Consider the following 15787-nt stretch of genomic DNA (forward strand, 5'->3'; position numbering starts at 1 on the left):
GGAGTCGCTGGCGGGGAGGGGCGGTGCGTCGCCTTGTGCGCGCCGCACCGGCGACTTAAAGCCTCCGGCCATCCGCGATCAACCCGCGCCCGAGGAGGCGCGCCGCCTCAGTGTCCGAAGCCCGCTCCGTATCTTGTCCTGGTCGACGCTTTGTCCGCGCATGGCTCGCGCTCACGCTCGCGCTGGTCGCGCTGATGGTGGTGGTGGGCGGCGCGACGCGGCTCACGGGCTCCGGCCTCTCGATCACCGAATGGCGGCCGGTCACGGGCGCGATCCCGCCGATCGGCGAGGCCGCCTGGGCGGAGGAGTTCGGCAAATACCGCGAGAGCCCGCAATACCGGCTGCAGAACGCGGGCATGTCGCTCGGCGAGTTCCAGTTCATCTACTGGTGGGAGTGGGGCCATCGGCAGCTCGGGCGCCTGATCGGCCTCGTCTTCGCCGCCGGCCTCGCCTTCGCGGCCGTGACCCGGCGGGTGAGCCTGAAGGAGGGGCTCGTCCTGTTCGCCATGGGGCTGCTGCTCGGCGCGCAGGGGGCGATCGGCTGGATCATGGTGGCGTCCGGACTGCAGCCGGGCATGACGGCGGTCGCGCCCATCAAGCTGACGCTGCATCTCGGATTCGCGCTGCTGTTCTTCGCGAGCCTTGTGCTCTTCCTCGCCCATCTCGGCCAGTTCGGCCGCGACGCACGGCCTCTGACCGCCGGCCTCAGGGCAGGGGGCTACGCCGTGCTCGGCTTGTCCTTCGTCCAGATCTTGCTCGGCGGCCTGGTGGCGGGATCGAAGGCGGGTTTCTCGTTCAACACATGGCCGCTGATGGACGGCGGCTTCGCGCCGTCCCACGAGACCCTGTTCGCCCAAATCCCTTGGTGGGAGAACTTCGTCGACAATGTCGCGCTGGTGCAGCTCAACCACCGGCTCGCGGCCTATCTGCTGCTCGCCGCCACGGTCGCCTATGCGGTCGCGGCCCTGCGCGCGAAGCTCGACGGCCGCGCGGCGCGCCGCGCCGTCTGGCTCGCGGGCCTGATGGTGGCGCAGGCCGCGCTGGGCGTCGCGGCGCTCGTCCACGTCGTGCCGCTGTCGCTCGGCCTCGCGCATCAGTTCGGCGCGGTGGTCGTGTTCGGCCTCGCGACGGCCAACGCCGCGCTGCTCGCCGAGGCCGCGAGGCGCGAGCGGGCAGGGGCGCCGCAGGCGCTGCCGCAGCCGGCGGAATAGCTCTACACCGACGTCGCGGCCTGCCGATGTCCCGGCCCGCCGATGTCCCGGCCTTGAGCCGGGACCATTGACCGCCGCGATCTCAGGAAGGAATGGCGCAGCCGACGCCTTGGCCCGGTCCCATCGCGCCGAATGGGTCCCGGCTCAAGGCCGGGACATCGCCGTTTCGTTCAGTACCCCATCAGCTCGATCTTGGGGCAGCGGTCCATGACGACGGCCAGGCCCTCCGCTTCGGCGCGGGCCGCAGCCGCCTCGTCCACCACGCCGAGCTGCGTCCAGAACACCTTCGGCCGGGGGTCGAGCGCGAGCGCCTGCTCGAGGACCTCGGCGACGTGCTCCGAGGCGCGGAACACGTCGACCATGTCGATCGCCTCGGGAATGTCGGCGAGGGTGGCGAAGGCGGGAAGCCCAGCGATCCCGCCGCCGCCATGGCCTGGATTGACCGGGAACACCTTGTAGCCGCGCGCAGCGAGGAACCGCGCCACGTCGTTGCTCGGCCGCGCCGGGTTCGGGCTCGCGCCGACCACCGCGATCGTGCGCACGCCCGCGAGGATGGACGGGATCTGTGAGCTGTCGGCGGTCATGCGCGAGGGCCGGCTTCGGGCTGGCGTCTCACTTCTTCCCGCCGGCGTCGTCGCCTTCGTCGTCGCCGAACAGGTCCTTGATCTTGTCGAGATAGGGCTTCACCGCTTCGACATTGCCGGGCAGCGGCTGGAAGCTCTCGAGCGCCGCGAACTGCTCGTCGAGATCCTTGAGCGCCGATTTCTTCTCGTCCTCGGACAGGGCCGCGTCGGACTGTATCTCCTCCTGCACCTTCTTCTTCTCGGCCGCGAGGTCGGTGCCGCCGCCTTCCGGATCGCTCGCGCCGAAGGCGAGCAGGACCGACTGGGCGACGTCGGCCCAGTCCGAATAGCTCGCGAACTGATGCTTCTTGAGGATCGCCTCGATCTGCGGCTTGGCCTTCGGGTCGTCGAGATAGGTCGCGAGCGCGCCGATCGGGTCCTCGGCCTCGCCGACCTCGGCCTCGTCGCTCTCGGGCTGGTTCTGCGGGTTCTTGTCCTGCTCCTTGGCGGCCGGGTTTTCGGCCGCGAGCTTCTCGCGGAGCGCCTCGAACTCCGGCCAGGCGGCGATGAAGCCCTCGACCAGCTTGCCGGTGAGCGGGACCTGCTTGGGCTCGAGGTCGGCGGCCGATTGATCGCCGCCCTGTTGCGTTTCTGCGGGAGCCGGTTTGTCCTGCGCCGCGGCCGGAACGGCGCCAAGGCCCGCGATTGCAAACAGGCTGGCGGCGACCAAAAATTTGCGCGACGCGTGGCTCGCAGCGATGAGCATGACGACCTCCGAGGGGCGTTGCGTCGCACGGATGTTGCGCGACGGTCCCGATGCGGCTTCCGACGGCCGCTACGGGGCGCCCGGGGGCCGGGCGCACGGCTTCGAATCGAGACTATGACGGGGGAATATGGACGCGACCATGACGCAAAAGCCACGCCCCGCCGTGGATCGCCGGGCGCGCATGACGCTTCGGGAGCTGAAGGCGTTCCTCGCGGCCGAATTTCCGCAGCTGTCCCAGGAGGGCTCGACCTATGAGGTCGAGGCGGTGGGCTACGGCGCGGCGCGGATGCGCCTGCTGTTCCACGACAGGCATCTGAGACCGGGCGGAACGGTCTCCGGCCCGTCGATGATGGCGCTCGCAGACGTCGCGCTCTACGTCGCGCTGCTCGGCGCCATCGGCCCGGTGAAGCTCGCGGTGACCACGAGCTTCACCATCAACTTCCTGCGCCGCCCGGAGCCGAGGGACGTGGTCGCGACCTGCCGTTACCTCAAGGTCGGCCGCACGCTCGCCGTCGGCGAGGCGGAGCTCCGCTCCGACGGCCTCGACGAGGTCATCGCCCATGTGGTCGCGACCTATTCGATTCCGCCGAAGGCGTAGGACGGGATGCCGGAAGAGCCTCCTCCCAAAATCGCCGACGCTCAGTCGAAGAAATGCGGGCTTCATGAAGGAGCCCGGATGGAAGAGCCTCCTGCTGGAGAAGCTCGTAAACGAACTTCTCTCTGTAGAATTATCGAGGCGATAAGGCTCTTGTGGGCGGTTATCGCCATTGTCGTCTCGACCGCCATAGGCGCGATTATTGGATGGGAGAGCCACGGAATTATTGGAGCTCTCGCTTTGGCGTTTGTCGGGATGGTCGCAGGACTGTTTCTGAGCTCCCCGAGCTTCGTTTTACAAATATTGCGCTAACGGATGACGACGTATACACGTGAGCGTTTCTTCCCAGGTCGCTCGCGGGCGAACCGGGTCGGCGGATGAGGAGGGACGTCGACACGCGCGCCGACATGTTCCGACCGGTGCGAAAAGGGGGCGGGTCCGCTTTCCCCGCGAGAGAAGGTCAGGGCAAGCGACGTTTCTGGATGGGCTAGGGGGTTATTGGGAGGTATTAAATTACCAAAATTAGAAGTCATTGATTTTACGCCATTTTCTCGCGTCTTCACATATTGCAAACCCGCTCGCCTTGGCGTATCAACCGCCACGTCGCGCGGGACGTCGTTTCCCGCGCCTTTCTTTTGTCCCGACCCCCGAGGCTCGCCCGATGCGACCAGAACCGGCCCGGTCCTTCGTGACCAAACCTGCCGACGTCGAGAAGAAGTGGGTGGTGATCGACGCCACCGACCTCGTCGTCGGCCGTCTCGCCACGCTGATCGCGATGCGGCTGCGCGGCAAGCATCTGGCGTCCTTCACGCCGCATGTCGACGACGGCGACCACGTCATCGTGGTCAACGCCGCCAAGATCCACTTCACGGGCCGCAAGCGCGAGAACAAGTCGTACTTCTGGCACACCGGCTATCCGGGCGGCATCAAGGAGCGCAAGGCGCATCAGGTGCTGGACGGCCGCTTCCCCGAGCGCGTGATCGAGAAGGCCGTGGAGCGCATGCTTCCGCGCGGTCCGCTCGGCCGCAAGCAGCTCGGAAACCTCAGGGTCTACGCCGGCGAGAGCCATCCGCACGAGGCCCAGCAGCCGACCTCGCTCGACGTCGGCGCCCTCAATCGCAAGAACAAGCGGAGCGCCTGAAAATGGCCGAGAACATCTCCTCGCTGGGCGAGCTCGGCGGCGCGCTCGGCACGAGCGCTTCCGAAGCCCCCCGCCACGTCAAGAAGGTCGACGCTCAAGGGCGCGCCTACGCCACCGGCAAGCGCAAGGACGCGGTCGCCCGCGTCTGGATCCGGCCGGGCTCGGGCAAGGTCACGATCAACAAGCGGCCCATCGAGATCTATTTTGCGCGCCCCGTGCTGCGCATGATCCTCGAGCAGCCGATCAACGTCGCGAACCGCCAGGGCCAGTACGACGTGATCGTCACGGTCGCGGGCGGCGGCCTGTCGGGGCAGGCGGGCGCGGTGCGCCACGGCCTCTCGAAGGCGCTGACCTATTTCGAGCCCGAGCTGCGCGGCGTGCTGAAGAAGGGCGGCTTCCTGACCCGCGACAGCCGCGTCGTGGAGCGCAAGAAGTACGGTCGCGCCAAGGCCCGCCGCAGCTTCCAGTTCTCCAAGCGCTGATCGAATACGCCGGACACAGGTTCTGCGTACCGGACAGGCGGGCCCATCGCGGCCCGCCTTTTTCGTCTCCGAGGGCAATGCAATGTCCGCCGCGCTCATGTCCCGGCCTTGAGCCGGGACCTATTTTGCTCCCCGCGGGAAGGGCCCGCAGGGGCGATGATATCGTAGGAGGCGTTGCGCCGATGGGTCCCGGCTCAAGGCCGGGACATTGGGGCGGTGGTTCAGCGTGTCATTCGGCGCGGGCGCTGTTATCAGAGCTCGTCCTGACGACGATCCCGGCTCTCCGCTTCGCTCCGGCCGGGATGACGGAGACATAGATGGCCGCCCCGAACGCCGACCCGCTTCACCCGCGCCCCGTCGACGACGCGCTGAACCCGTCGCGCCGCTTCGGCGAGTCGATCGAGGCGAACTACGCCGGCGCGGCCTCCTTCCTCCGCCGCCCCTACGCCCGATCGACCGAAGGCGCCGAGGTCGCGGTCTGGGGCGTGCCGCTCGACACTTCGGTGTCGAACCGGCCGGGGACGCGGTTCGGCCCCCGCGCGATCCGCGAGGCCTCGACGATCATGTGCGGCGACCCGGCTTATCCCTTCGCCTTCGACATCTTCGGCGATCTCGCGGTCGCCGACACCGGCGACTGCTCGCTCGACTATGGCCGCGTCGACCAGATGCCGGCGGCGATCGAGCGCCAAGCGGCCGAGCGATATGCGGCCGGCGCGCATCTCGTGACCCTCGGGGGCGATCACTTCCTCACCTATCCCGTGCTCAAGGCGCTGGTGGCGCGGCTCGGCCGCCCCGTCGCGCTCGTCCAGTTCGACGCCCATCAGGACACCTGGGACGACGACGGCAGCCGCATCGACCACGGCACGATGATCACCCGCGCCGTGCGCGACGGGCTGATCGTCCCGGAACGCTCGATCCAGATCGGCATCCGCACCCATGCTCCCCAGGACTGCGGCATCTCCATCGTTGACGGCTTCCTGGCGCACGAACTCGGGCCGCTCGCGACCGCGAGCCGGATACTGGGTCACGTGGAGGACGCGCCGGTCTACGTGACCTTCGACATCGACTGCCTCGACCCGGCCTATGCGCCCGGCACCGGCACGCCGGTCTCGGGCGGCGTGTCGTCGGCCTGGGCGCTCGCATGCCTGCGCCGCCTCGGCGCGCTCGACCTCAAGGGCTTCGACGTCGTCGAGGTGTCGCCGCCCTATGACCATGCGGGCGTGACGTCGCTCGCCGGCGCCCATCTCGCGCAGCTCTATCTCGGGCTCCTTGCCGAGAGGAAGCGCGCCGGCAAACCGATCGCGCTTTGACACGGAAGGACCGTCATGCCGCCTCTCGCCGCCGCCCGCATCGCCGCGCTGGTCGCGGTCACGCTCCTGCTTCCGGCCTGCGCCAATGACAGGGTCTGGATGCGGTCGGGCTCGAGTTCGGGCGACGCCGAGATCGACGAGATGAACTGCACGGCCGAGGCCGCGGGCGGCGGCGTGTCGGTGTCGATCGGCGACGTCGGCCCGAAGACCGACGCGACCTCCAACCGGTCCGCCTGCCTGAGGGCGAAGGGCTACCGGCTGAAGGAGCTGACCGCGGACGAGGCCGCGAAGCTCAAATCGCTCGGCGGCGTCGCGCGCGAGACATATTGGAACGAGCTCCTGACGAAATACGGCTTTGCGCCGGCGACCGAGAAGCCGGGCGCCAGATCAGGCCCGGCATTGCCGCCGGCGCCTCCGGCGCGCCCATCAGCGCCGGCGCAATGACGCGGTTGCGCCGGTGAGGGGACGCGCCGCGGGGCGCGTCTTCCGGCTCGCGGCCCGATGACTACGTGTCGGTCGAATGCGGCCGCCGCCCCCGCGGAGGCCCGGAGACCAGCGCAATGAGACGCGTCATCACCGTCACGCCCGCGCCGCGCGGCCACTGGGTCGGGGACGGCTTTCCGGTTCGCTCGCTGTTCTCGCATCCGAGCCACGGCGCGGACGTCAGTCCGTTCCTGCTGTTCGACTATGCGGGGCCTGTCGAGTTCGAGCCCGCCGCACGGCCTCGCGGCGTCGACGTCCATCCGCATCGCGGCTTCGAGACCGTCACGATCGTGTTCGACGGCGAGCTCGAGCACCGCGACTCGACCGGCGCCGGCGGCCTGATCGGCCCGGGGGACGTGCAGTGGATGACCGCCGCCTCCGGCATCCTGCACAAGGAGTTCCACAGCCCGGCCTTCACCAAGGCGGGCGGGCGCTTCGAGGTCGCGCAGCTCTGGGTCAACCTGCCGGCGCGGCACAAGGGCGAAGCGCCCGGTTACCAGACGCTGACTTCCGCCGACATCCCGACGGTCGAGCTTTCGGACGGGGCAGGGCGCGTTCGGGTGATCGCGGGCGCGTTCGACGGCGCGAGGGGGCCTGCCGAGACCTTCACGCCGATGAATGTCTGGGACGTCCGGCTGAACGCCGGTGGCGCAGCGACGCTGACGCCGCCGGAGGGCCACACCGTCATCGTCGCGGCCCTCGGCGGTTCGGTCGCTTTGAACGGAGCGGAGCGCCTCGGCGACGCCGAGACCGCGCTGCTGTCGCGCGAGGGCGGACCTTTCACGATCGCGGCCGAGGGCGACGTGAAGCTGCTCGTGCTGACCGGGGAGCCGATCGACGAGCCGGTCGCGATGCACGGGCCCTTCGTGATGAACACGCGCGAGGAGATCAGCGCCGCGATCGCGGACTTCCAGTCCGGCCGCTTCGGCACGATCCCGGCCTGAGACCCGTCAGGCGACCTCGGGGGCGCGCTCCGCGAGCGCGTCCCTGAGCGCCCTGATCTCGACGTTCAGGCGGCCGAGGTCGCGGATCGGAAGCTTCGAGCCGGCGAGCAGCGCGAGCGGGACGCAGCCTGCGCGTTCCTTCAGCGCGCGGCCTTCGTCGGTCAGCCGGATGACGACCTGACGCTCGTCCTCCTCGCTACGCCGGCGCGCCACGAAGCCGGCGGCCTCGAGACGCTTCAGCAGGGGCGTCAGCGTGCTGGATTCCAGCATCAGCCGGTCGGCGATCTCCTTCACCGTGAGGGCGTCGTCTTCCCACAGCACCAGCATCGCGAGATATTGCGGATAGGTCAGGCCGAGCTCGTCGAGCAGGGGCTTGTAGACCCGGTTGATCGCGAGCGACGCCGAATAGACGGCGTAGCAGAGCTGGTCCTCCAGCTTTAGGCTCGGGGCGCGCGGGGGCATCGGCTCACTCCCTCGGTTCGACTGCGGTAAGATAATCTATATCGCGATAATTGTTCGCATGGCAGCCATGCACATCCCGCACTTCCAATATTTATCGCGATAATGAATATCGACGCATCGAAGTCGCCGCCCATGTCGCGGTCAGACAGGAGAGTGTCATGAAGGTTCTGTACAAGACCGAAGCCGTCGCCACCGGCGGCCGCACCGGCCACGCCGAGACGGTCGACGGCTCGTTCAAGGTCGATCTGGTCACGCCGAAGGAGCTCGGCGGGCCGGGCGGCGCGGGCCAAAACCCCGAGCAGCTTTTCGCGGCGGGCTATTCCGCCTGCTTCCTCGGCGCGCTGAAATTCGTCGCGGGCCGCGAGAAGGTGAAGATCCCGGACGATACGACGGTGCGCGCGCAGGTCGGCATCGGCCCGCGCGACGACGGCGAGGGTTTTGGCCTCGACGTCGCGCTGACCGTGACCATTCCCGGATTCGACCACGCGGCCGCCGAGGAACTCGCGGCCAAGGCCCATATCGTCTGCCCATACTCGCATCTTACCAGGAACGGATTGGACGTCCGTCTGTCGGTCGCCTGAGCGTCCTCCGGCCCGGGCGGCGAAAACCGTCCGGGCCGATCTCTCAGCCGAGCGCGATGTCGAGCCCGAGGTCCAGCGTCGGGGCCGAGTGGGTAATGCGGCCGACCGAGATCAGGTCAACGCCGGTCTCGGCGATCGCCGCGACCGTCTCGAGCGAGACGTTGCCCGACGCCTCCGCGAGCATCCGTCCGCCGATGCGGCGCACCGCCTCGCGTAGAGTCTCGGGAGACATGTTGTCGAGCAGCACGACGTCGGCGCCTTCGGCGATCACGAGGTCGAGCTGATCGAGATCGTCGACCTCGATCTCGATCTTGACGAGATGACCGGCGGCGGCCTTTGCGGCGGCCAGCGCCGCCTGAATGCCGCCCGCGACCGCGATGTGGTTGTCCTTGATCAGGATGGCGTCGTCGAGCCCGAAGCGGTGGTTCGCCCCGCCGCCGCAGCGCACCGCGTATTTCTCGAAGACCCTGAGGCCCGGCGTCGTCTTGCGCGTGCAGCAGGCTTTCGCGGGCGTATGGGCGATGCGCTCGGCGAAGGCCGCGGTCAGCGTCGCGACGCCCGACAGATGGCCGAGGAAGTTGAGAGCGACCCGCTCGGCCGACAGCAAGGCGCGCGCCGGCCCTTCGATGCGGGCGACGACGGAGCCCTTCTGGAGCCGATCGCCGTCCTGGCGCTCGGTCGAGAACGAGACGCGCGCGTCAAGCGCCTCGAAGGCCGCGGCGGCGAGTTGGACGCCGGCGAGCCGGCCCTCGCTTCGCGAGACGATCGCAGCGCGGGCGACGGCGTTCGCCGGGATCGTGGCGGCGCTCGTGATGTCGCCGGCGCGGCCGAGATCCTCCGCGAGCGCGGCCTCGACCGCCCGCCGCACGGCGATTGGATCGAGCGGGGCGGGCGTCACGAGGCGGCGAGCTCGACGGCGTTCTGGCCGAGACTGTCGAGCGCGTCCTTCAGCGAAATGGTGGAGCGCCGCTCCCACTCCTCGCGCGGCGCGGCAAAGTCCGAACGCATATGCGCGCCGCGGCTTTCCTTTCGGCGCTCCGCCGAGATCGCGATGAGGAGGGCGGAGGTCGCCATGTTGGCGAAGTCCGCGCCGATCGCCTCGCGTCTTAGCCGGTCCAGCGTCTCGATGGCGCGCGTCAGTTGCGGCCCGTCGCGCAGCACGCCGACGAGATCGGTCATGGTCCTGCGCAGCGTCGCGGTCGCGGCGCTGTCGGGGAGCGAACCGTCATGGTCGGCCGGTTCGCCGCGCATCCGCGCCGTGGCGGGGGCCGCGGGGGTGAGGCCCTGGATGTCCTCGGCGATGCGCGCGGCGAACACCACGGCTTCGAGCAGCGAATTCGAGGCCAGCCGGTTCGCGCCATGCGCGCCGGTGGACGCCGTCTCGCCGCAGGCCCAGAGGCCGTCGAGCGAACTCCGGCCGTTCGCGTCGGTCAGCACGCCGCCCATGTGGTAGTGGGCCGCTGGCGCGACCGGGATGGGCTCGCGCGTCGGATCGATCCCCGCCGTCTGGCAGGCCGCGAAGACCGTCGGGAAGCGGGTCGGGAACCGGTTGCCGACGGCGTCCCGCGCGTCGAGGAACGCGCCGCCGGCCTGCGCCGCCTGGTAGACCGCGCGGGCGACAATGTCTCGAGGCGCGAGGTCGAGATCGGGGTGGACGCCTTCCATGATGCGGCGGCCGGCGCTGTCGACCAGCACCGAGCCTTCGCCGCGCAGCGCCTCGGTCGCGAGCGGGGCGGGGTCGCGACCGACCGCGATCGCGGTCGGGTGAAACTGCACGAATTCGAGGTCCGCGAGGAGCGCCCCCGCCCGCGCCGCCATGGCGAGCCCTGCGCCGCGCGCCTCGGGCGGATTGGTGGTGACGGCGTAGAGATGGCCAATTCCGCCGGTCGCCAGCACCACGGCGCGGCCGATGACCTGGACCGGGCGCCCCGACGGGTCGCCGATGCGGCGCGCCGAGACGCCGGTGACGAAGCGCCCGCGCGTAACGAGGGATTCGGCCGCGAACCCTTCCAGCACGCGGATGTTGGCCTTGCGCCGTACCGCCGCGACCAGCGCGCCCATGATGGCGCGGCCCGCGAGGTCGCCATTGACGCGCACGATGCGCCGCTCGGAATGCGCAGCCTCGCGGGAGAGCAGCAGCTTGCCCTCGAGGTCGCGGTCGAACGGCACGCCGAAGGCGAGCAGATCGGCGATCCGGTCCGACGCCTCGCGCGTCATCAGCCGGGCGATCTCGACGTCGACGATTCCCGCGCCGGCCGCGACCGTGTCGGCGGCGTGCGCCTCAGCGCTGTCGCCGAGGCCGACCGCCGCCGCGATCCCGCCCTGCGCCCAGGCCGAGGAGGCGCCGTCGCCGAGCGGCGCGGCGGTCACGATCGTGATGGGGCGCTCGCCGAGCTTCAGCGCGCAGAACAGGCCCGCGAGCCCGCCGCCGACGATGACGACGTCGTCGGCTCCCGCCCATGACTGCGGAGCGAGGTCGTCGAGCGAGATCGGATCGGGGGAGTCGGTCATCGAAGCTCTCTTGGAGCACGGCGCGGATCGCTCCGCGGTCATGTCCCGGCCCTGAGCCGGGACCCATTCAGCGCCTCGATCGAATGCCGATCGGCGACGCCTGACATGATTTTCGACGTCGAGCCCAATGGGTCCCGGCTCAGGGCCGGGACACGAGGTCGAGGTCCAGGCCCCGCTCGCGTCAGATCTTCAGGTGCACCATCGCCTCGACGCTGCGCCGCGCGCCTTCCGCGACCGCCGGGTCGACCACCACCTCCTCGCGCATGTGCACGAGCGACTCGAGGATCTTCGGCAGGGTGATCCGCTTCATGTGCGGGCAGAGGTTGCAGGGCTTCACGAACTCGGTGTCCGGGGCCTCGGCCATCACGTTGTCGGCCATCGAGCACTCGGTGACCATGACCACTTTCCTGGGCTTCCGAAGCTTCACGTAGTCCAGGATCTTGGCGGTCGAGCCGGTGAAGTCGGCTTCGGCGATGACGTCCGGCGGGCATTCGGGATGCGCCAGGATCGTGACGTCCGGGTCGGCCGCGCGATAGGCGCGCAGCTCCTCGGCCGTGAAGCGCTCATGCACCTCGCAGGCGCCGTGCCAGGAGATGATCCGGACCTTGGTCTGGGTGGCGATCCAGGCCGCGAGATATTGGTCGGGGAGCACCATCACTTCCGGGCTTCCGAGCGACTCCACCACCGCCACCGCATTGCCGGAGGTAAGGCAGATGTCGGCCTCGGCCTTCACTTCCGCGGTGGTGTTCACATAGACCGCGACCGGCACGCCGGGATGGCGGCGGCGCAGCGCCCGCACGTCCTCGGCGGTGATCGAGGTCGCAAGCGAGCAGCCGGCGCGGCTGTCGGGGATCAGCACCGTCTTGTCCGGGTTCAGGATCTTCGAGGTCTCGGCCATGAAGTGCACGCCGCACTGCACGATCACCTCGGCGTCGGTGCGCGTCGCCTGGCGGGCGAGCGCAAAACTGTCGCCCACGACGTCCGCGACGCAGTTGTAGATCTCCGGCGTCTGGTAGTTGTGCGCCAGGATGACGGCGTTGCGGACGACCTTCAGCTCGTTGATCGCCTTCACGTAAGGGGCGAAGAACGGCCACTCGACCGGCGGGATGACGGTCTTGACGCGCTCGTAGAGATGCGCGGTCGCGGCTTCGACCTCGGGCGTCCAGTCGAGCGACGGCATGGCGACAGGCTGGAACCGGCGCGGCGGAGGCGTCGCGGAGCGGCGGGTGGACGGGACAGTGGCGGCGAGCGGGGACATGGCGTCCTCCAATGATCAACCGAACCTATTATGCTCATATCGAGCATAACTATGATAGTGGGGATCAGGACGGATTTGAAGAGCGTCGACGCAGAAATGTCATGAGGGGCGAGAAGTCCCCAAAAACGAAGCGCGCGCTGTCGGGTCGGGCGAAAGTCGACCCGGTCGGGTAGACGGCTGCGCCGGCGTCGTTCGGCTCATTCTCCTGCGGACAATATGTCAAATCCGAATATAGAATCCAGAGGTACGTGGATATACGTATATAGATGTCAGTACGCTCATGTAGATTGGTCACTAGGCGACGATCAACGCCTTGCATGGGGAGGTCGAGTTGAATTTTTGTCGATCGATGATTTTAGGACTCGCGGCGGCCGCATCGTTCTACGGCCTGACCGCTGGCCCCGCGCTGAGCCAGTCGCGGATCGGCGGGATCTATCAGGAGTTCAAGTCCAACTCTTGCGACAACTTCGACTCGTCGCCCTGCACGGTCGCGTTCTCGGTGCTGTTGCGCCAGCCGCTGAAGGTGCTGAAGGCGTCCTGCACCATCCTCACCTCCGAGGGCGGGTCTCCGTCGAAGGAGATCACCGGGGCGAGCCTCGGCCGCCTGTCCGAAAACGAGAAGACCTATATCGCGGGCCAGTTCCTTGCGCCGATCCAGTCCGAGTTTGCGGGACCCGGCCAGGTCGTGCTGAACTTCCTCGTCGATACGCTGCTGGTGGTGCCGAAAAACTGGAAGCCCGCCATCCGCATCTCGCGCCTCAACAATCCCCCGATTGCGGCGACCTGCAGCATCGTGGGCGAGGAAGTCGGGGCGGCGGACTGAGCTCTCATCACGGGGAGCGATGGCTCGGATCGCAAGCTTTCATGCGCGTGATCCGCTGAGAGGGCTATAAGGCTCCGGCCCGTTTCGTCTGGGCAGGAGCCGCCATGTCCGTCGCTTCGTCCGCCGCGCCCGTCGCGCGCGTCCCGGTCTTTGTCATCCTCTGCGGCTGCGCGATCGCCTGCCTGACCTTCGGGCCGCGCGCGACCGCGGGGCTGATGCTGACGCCGATCTCTGAGACGAACGGCTGGGGCCGCGACGTCTTCGCGCTGTCCTTCGCGATCCAGAACCTCATCTGGGGGATCGGCCAGCCTTTCGCCGGGGGCTTCGCGGACCGCTACGGCGCGCGGCCGGTGCTGATGGTCGGGGGCCTGCTCTATGCCGCGGGGCTCGCGTTGATGCCGCTCTCGACGGCGCCGGGCGCGATGCACATCTCGGCCGGCGTGCTGATCGGCTTCGCGCTGTCGGGCGCGTCCTTCTCGATCGTCATCGGAGCGTTCAGCAAGCTGCTGCCGCCGGAATGGCGGACGATCGGCTTCGGCTTCGGCACGGCGGCCGGCTCCTTCGGGCAGTTCCTGTTCACGCCGCTCGCCTCCGCGCTGATCGCCTCCTATGGCTGGCAGATGACGGCGCTGATCTTCGCGGCCCTTATGCTGCTTGTCCTGCCGCTCTCGATCCCGCTCGCGACGCGGCCTGCGACGCCCGCCCCGGGGGCGACGAAAATCCAGGACCAAACGATCCGCGAGGCGCTCGCCGAAGCCTTCGCCACCCCGAGCTACTGGCTGCTGGTGATCGGCTTCTTCACCTGTGGCTTCCACCTCGCCTTCATCACCGCGCATCTGCCGCCCTTCCTGATCGACCAGGGCATCTCGACCTCGGTCGGCGGCTGGGCCCTCGCGCTGATCGGGCTGTTCAACATCGCGGGCTCGCTCAGCTCCGGCGTCCTGTCCGGGCGGATGCCGAAGCGGCATCTTTTGTCCGCGATCTATTTCGCGCGGGCGCTGCTCATCGCGGGTTTCGTGTTCACACCCGTGACGCCCGTCACCGCGCTCTGCTTCGGCGCCGGGATCGGCCTCCTCTGGCTCTCGACCATCCCGCCGACCTCGGGCCTGGTCGTGACGATGTTCGGCACGCGCTACATGACGATGCTCTATGGCGTCGTGTTTCTGAGCCACCAGATCGGTTCCTTCATCGGCGTCTGGCTCGGGGGCGTGCTCTATGAGGCCTACGGCAATTACGACCTGATTTGGAAGATCGCGATTGCGCTCTCGATCATGTCCGGCCTCGTCAACCTGCCGATCCGCGAACGACCCGTGGAGCGACCGGCGACGGCGTGAGCGATGGCATCATCCCGGAAGACGGCGCCAGTCGCGATTCGGGATCGTGATCTCGAATGGCGCGCCAGAACCTCCCCGTCATCCTCCGGCTTGACCGGACCATGACGAGCGACATCCGGACGACGATCTCGGCTCTCCGCTTCGCTTCGGCCGGGATGACGACCGCCTTGCCAATGCCGGGATGACTTAGCCGCCCCGGCTCTCTATCTAGCCCGCGACCTCTCCCGATCCGAAGGAGCGCCGCATGTCCGCCTTCCGCGCGCTGCGCATCGACAAGACCGACGACGGCCAGACCATCTCGACGGTCGACTTCCCCGAGAGCGATCTGATGGAGGGCGACGTCGTGGTGCGGGTCTCGCACTCGACGGTGAACTACAAGGACGGGCTCGCCGTCACCGGCAAGTCGCCGGTGGTGCGGCGCTTCCCGATGATCCCGGGCATCGATTTCGCGGGCAAGGTGACGGCCTCCGAGAACCCCGAGTTCAAGGTCGGCGACGAGGTGGTGCTGAACGGCTGGGGCCTGGGCGAGACCCATCTCGGCGGCTATGCCGAGGTCGCGCGAGTCAAGGCCGACTGGCTGGTGCCGCTTCCGCAAGGCCTTTCAGCCGCCGACGCCATGGCGGTCGGCACGGCGGGCTACACCGCGATGCTCTGCATCATGGCGCTCGAGCGGCACGGCGTGACGCCTGCGCGGGGTCCCGTGCTGGTGACGGGCGCCGCGGGCGGCGTCGGCTCCATCGCGGTCGCGCTCTTGGGCAAGCTCGGCTACGAGGTCGTGGCCTCGACCGGCCGCCCGGAGGAGGGCGGCTGGCTGAAGGAGCTCGGCGCGAGCGAGATCATGAACCGCGAGGAACTGGCGAGCCCTGGCAAGCCGCTTCAGAAGGAGCGCTTCGGCGGCGTCGTGGATTCGGTCGGCTCGGTGCCGCTCGCCAACGCCATCGCACAGACCAAGTCCGGCGGCGCGGTGGCGGCCTGCGGGCTCGCGGCCGGCATGGACCTGCCGACCTCGGTCGCGCCCTTCATCCTGCGCGGGGTCTCGCTGCTCGGGATCAACAGCGTCACGGTGCCAAAGCCGATCCGCGTCGAGGCCTGGAGCCGCATCGCCCGAGACCTCGACCGCGAGAAGTTGGCCGCGATCACCAGAACGATCGGATTCGACGAGATCGTGCCGACCGCCAAGGCGATCCTCGAAGGCAAGATCCGCGGCCGCGTGGTGGTGGAGATCTAGTAGTAAGCGGAGGCGGCGCCTCTTCCCTTCTCCCCTTGAGGGAGAAGGTGGCCGGCGCGAAGCGACGGCCGGATGAGGGGTGACGGGGGGGGGCT

General features: G+C 68.8%; 17 protein-coding genes. 11 read left to right on the forward strand and 6 right to left on the reverse strand.

Annotation, left to right across the window (positions count from 1 at the left end):
• Positions 1 to 110 precede the first annotated feature (110 nt).
• Positions 111 to 1211, forward strand: a complete 1101-nt coding sequence (locus EK403_RS03570) for a COX15/CtaA family protein (RefSeq protein ID WP_245479481.1) — start codon at positions 111 to 113, stop codon at positions 1209 to 1211.
• Positions 1212 to 1381: 170 nt separating this feature from the next.
• Here EK403_RS03570 and EK403_RS03575 read toward each other — a convergent pair whose 3' ends face one another.
• Both EK403_RS03575 and EK403_RS03580 read right to left on the reverse strand, forming a co-directional pair.
• On the reverse strand, positions 1382 to 1795 hold the full coding sequence (locus EK403_RS03575; protein WP_128776125.1) for a CoA-binding protein: 414 nt from the start codon (positions 1793 to 1795) through the stop codon (positions 1382 to 1384).
• Positions 1796 to 1823: 28 nt separating this feature from the next.
• A complete protein-coding gene (locus EK403_RS03580; protein ID WP_128776126.1) occupies positions 1824 to 2540 on the reverse strand; it encodes a hypothetical protein in 717 nt (238 codons plus the stop codon).
• Between the two features lie 139 nt (positions 2541 to 2679).
• On the opposite strand from EK403_RS03580, the gene EK403_RS03585 reads away from it, so the two are divergent.
• The 6 genes from EK403_RS03585 (at position 2680) to EK403_RS03615 (ending at position 7495) form a co-directional block, all read left to right on the forward strand.
• The gene (locus tag EK403_RS03585) at positions 2680 to 3138 is read left to right on the forward strand and encodes a PaaI family thioesterase (RefSeq protein WP_428979567.1); all 459 of its coding nucleotides are present in this window, start codon (positions 2680 to 2682) and stop codon (positions 3136 to 3138) included.
• A 658-nt stretch (positions 3139 to 3796) separates the two neighbouring features.
• The gene (gene rplM, locus EK403_RS03595; RefSeq protein WP_128776127.1) at positions 3797 to 4276 is read left to right on the forward strand and encodes a 50S ribosomal protein L13; all 480 of its coding nucleotides are present in this window, start codon (positions 3797 to 3799) and stop codon (positions 4274 to 4276) included.
• A 2-nt stretch (positions 4277 to 4278) separates the two neighbouring features.
• Complete coding sequence (gene rpsI, locus EK403_RS03600; RefSeq protein ID WP_128776128.1) at positions 4279 to 4758, forward strand: 30S ribosomal protein S9; 480 nt, start codon at positions 4279 to 4281, stop codon at positions 4756 to 4758.
• 317 nt (positions 4759 to 5075) lie between these two features.
• Positions 5076 to 6068 (forward strand): agmatinase, encoded by a 993-nt coding sequence (speB, locus tag EK403_RS03605; RefSeq protein WP_128776129.1) that lies wholly within the window; start codon positions 5076 to 5078, stop codon positions 6066 to 6068.
• 15 nt (positions 6069 to 6083) lie between these two features.
• On the forward strand, positions 6084 to 6512 hold the full coding sequence (locus EK403_RS03610; RefSeq protein WP_128776130.1) for a hypothetical protein: 429 nt from the start codon (positions 6084 to 6086) through the stop codon (positions 6510 to 6512).
• 116 nt (positions 6513 to 6628) lie between these two features.
• Positions 6629 to 7495, forward strand: a complete 867-nt coding sequence (locus tag EK403_RS03615; protein WP_128776131.1) for a pirin family protein — start codon at positions 6629 to 6631, stop codon at positions 7493 to 7495.
• Positions 7496 to 7501: 6 nt separating this feature from the next.
• On the opposite strand, the gene EK403_RS03620 is transcribed toward EK403_RS03615, so the two are convergent.
• On the reverse strand, positions 7502 to 7957 hold the full coding sequence (locus EK403_RS03620; RefSeq protein WP_128776132.1) for a MarR family winged helix-turn-helix transcriptional regulator: 456 nt from the start codon (positions 7955 to 7957) through the stop codon (positions 7502 to 7504).
• A gap of 158 nt (positions 7958 to 8115) precedes the next feature.
• Between EK403_RS03620 and EK403_RS03625 the strand changes: the two genes are divergently transcribed.
• Positions 8116 to 8538 carry an organic hydroperoxide resistance protein gene (locus tag EK403_RS03625; RefSeq protein ID WP_128776133.1) on the forward strand — a complete coding sequence of 141 codons (423 nt, stop codon included), beginning with the start codon at positions 8116 to 8118 and terminating at the stop codon, positions 8536 to 8538.
• A gap of 43 nt (positions 8539 to 8581) precedes the next feature.
• Here EK403_RS03625 and nadC read toward each other — a convergent pair whose 3' ends face one another.
• The 3 genes from nadC to nadA all read right to left on the reverse strand — a co-directional run bounded on the left by nadC (position 8582) and on the right by nadA (position 12307).
• Positions 8582 to 9436 carry a carboxylating nicotinate-nucleotide diphosphorylase gene (gene nadC, locus EK403_RS03630; protein ID WP_128776134.1) on the reverse strand — a complete coding sequence of 285 codons (855 nt, stop codon included), beginning with the start codon at positions 9434 to 9436 and terminating at the stop codon, positions 8582 to 8584.
• Positions 9433 to 11028, reverse strand: coding sequence for an L-aspartate oxidase (locus EK403_RS03635; protein ID WP_428979570.1), 1596 nt, complete (start codon positions 11026 to 11028; stop codon positions 9433 to 9435). The genes nadC and EK403_RS03635 overlap by 4 nt, the downstream gene beginning before the upstream one ends.
• 202 nt (positions 11029 to 11230) lie before the next feature.
• Entirely contained in the window at positions 11231 to 12307 is a 1077-nt protein-coding gene (gene nadA / locus EK403_RS03640) for a quinolinate synthase NadA (protein WP_128776136.1), read from the reverse strand.
• Positions 12308 to 12656: 349 nt separating this feature from the next.
• Between nadA and EK403_RS03645 the strand changes: the two genes are divergently transcribed.
• From EK403_RS03645 to acuI, 3 genes are all read left to right on the forward strand, one after another.
• Positions 12657 to 13130, forward strand: a complete 474-nt coding sequence (locus tag EK403_RS03645) for a hypothetical protein (RefSeq protein ID WP_128776137.1) — start codon at positions 12657 to 12659, stop codon at positions 13128 to 13130.
• 104 nt (positions 13131 to 13234) lie between these two features.
• On the forward strand, positions 13235 to 14464 hold the full coding sequence (locus tag EK403_RS03650; RefSeq protein ID WP_128776138.1) for an MFS transporter: 1230 nt from the start codon (positions 13235 to 13237) through the stop codon (positions 14462 to 14464).
• A gap of 244 nt (positions 14465 to 14708) precedes the next feature.
• Positions 14709 to 15692, forward strand: coding sequence for an acrylyl-CoA reductase (NADPH) (acuI, locus tag EK403_RS03655; protein ID WP_128776139.1), 984 nt, complete (start codon positions 14709 to 14711; stop codon positions 15690 to 15692).
• Positions 15693 to 15787: the final 95 nt, after the last annotated feature.

This window comes from Hansschlegelia zhihuaiae (assembly GCF_004103825.1).
GTDB lineage: Bacteria > Pseudomonadota > Alphaproteobacteria > Rhizobiales > Methylopilaceae > Methylopila > Methylopila zhihuaiae.

Excerpts from the sequence above, each read along its gene's own strand:
- EK403_RS03650 (WP_128776138.1), top strand. The coding sequence starts at position 13,235 with ATGTCCGTCGCTTCGTCCGCCGCGCCCGTCGCGCGCGTCCCGGTCTTT.
- EK403_RS03610 (WP_128776130.1), top strand. The coding sequence starts at position 6,084 with ATGCCGCCTCTCGCCGCCGCCCGCATCGCCGCGCTGGTCGCGGTCACG.
- rplM (WP_128776127.1), top strand. The coding sequence starts at position 3,797 with ATGCGACCAGAACCGGCCCGGTCCTTCGTGACCAAACCTGCCGACGTC.
- rpsI (WP_128776128.1), top strand. The coding sequence starts at position 4,279 with ATGGCCGAGAACATCTCCTCGCTGGGCGAGCTCGGCGGCGCGCTCGGC.
- EK403_RS03575 (WP_128776125.1), bottom strand. The coding sequence starts at position 1,795 with ATGACCGCCGACAGCTCACAGATCCCGTCCATCCTCGCGGGCGTGCGC.
- nadA (WP_128776136.1), bottom strand. The coding sequence starts at position 12,307 with ATGTCCCCGCTCGCCGCCACTGTCCCGTCCACCCGCCGCTCCGCGACG.
- EK403_RS03580 (WP_128776126.1), bottom strand. The coding sequence starts at position 2,540 with ATGCTCATCGCTGCGAGCCACGCGTCGCGCAAATTTTTGGTCGCCGCC.
- EK403_RS03645 (WP_128776137.1), top strand. The coding sequence starts at position 12,657 with ATGATTTTAGGACTCGCGGCGGCCGCATCGTTCTACGGCCTGACCGCT.
- EK403_RS03620 (WP_128776132.1), bottom strand. The coding sequence starts at position 7,957 with ATGCCCCCGCGCGCCCCGAGCCTAAAGCTGGAGGACCAGCTCTGCTAC.
- speB (WP_128776129.1), top strand. The coding sequence starts at position 5,076 with ATGGCCGCCCCGAACGCCGACCCGCTTCACCCGCGCCCCGTCGACGAC.
- EK403_RS03625 (WP_128776133.1), top strand. The coding sequence starts at position 8,116 with ATGAAGGTTCTGTACAAGACCGAAGCCGTCGCCACCGGCGGCCGCACC.
- EK403_RS03585 (WP_428979567.1), top strand. The coding sequence starts at position 2,680 with ATGACGCAAAAGCCACGCCCCGCCGTGGATCGCCGGGCGCGCATGACG.
- EK403_RS03615 (WP_128776131.1), top strand. The coding sequence starts at position 6,629 with ATGAGACGCGTCATCACCGTCACGCCCGCGCCGCGCGGCCACTGGGTC.
- acuI (WP_128776139.1), top strand. The coding sequence starts at position 14,709 with ATGTCCGCCTTCCGCGCGCTGCGCATCGACAAGACCGACGACGGCCAG.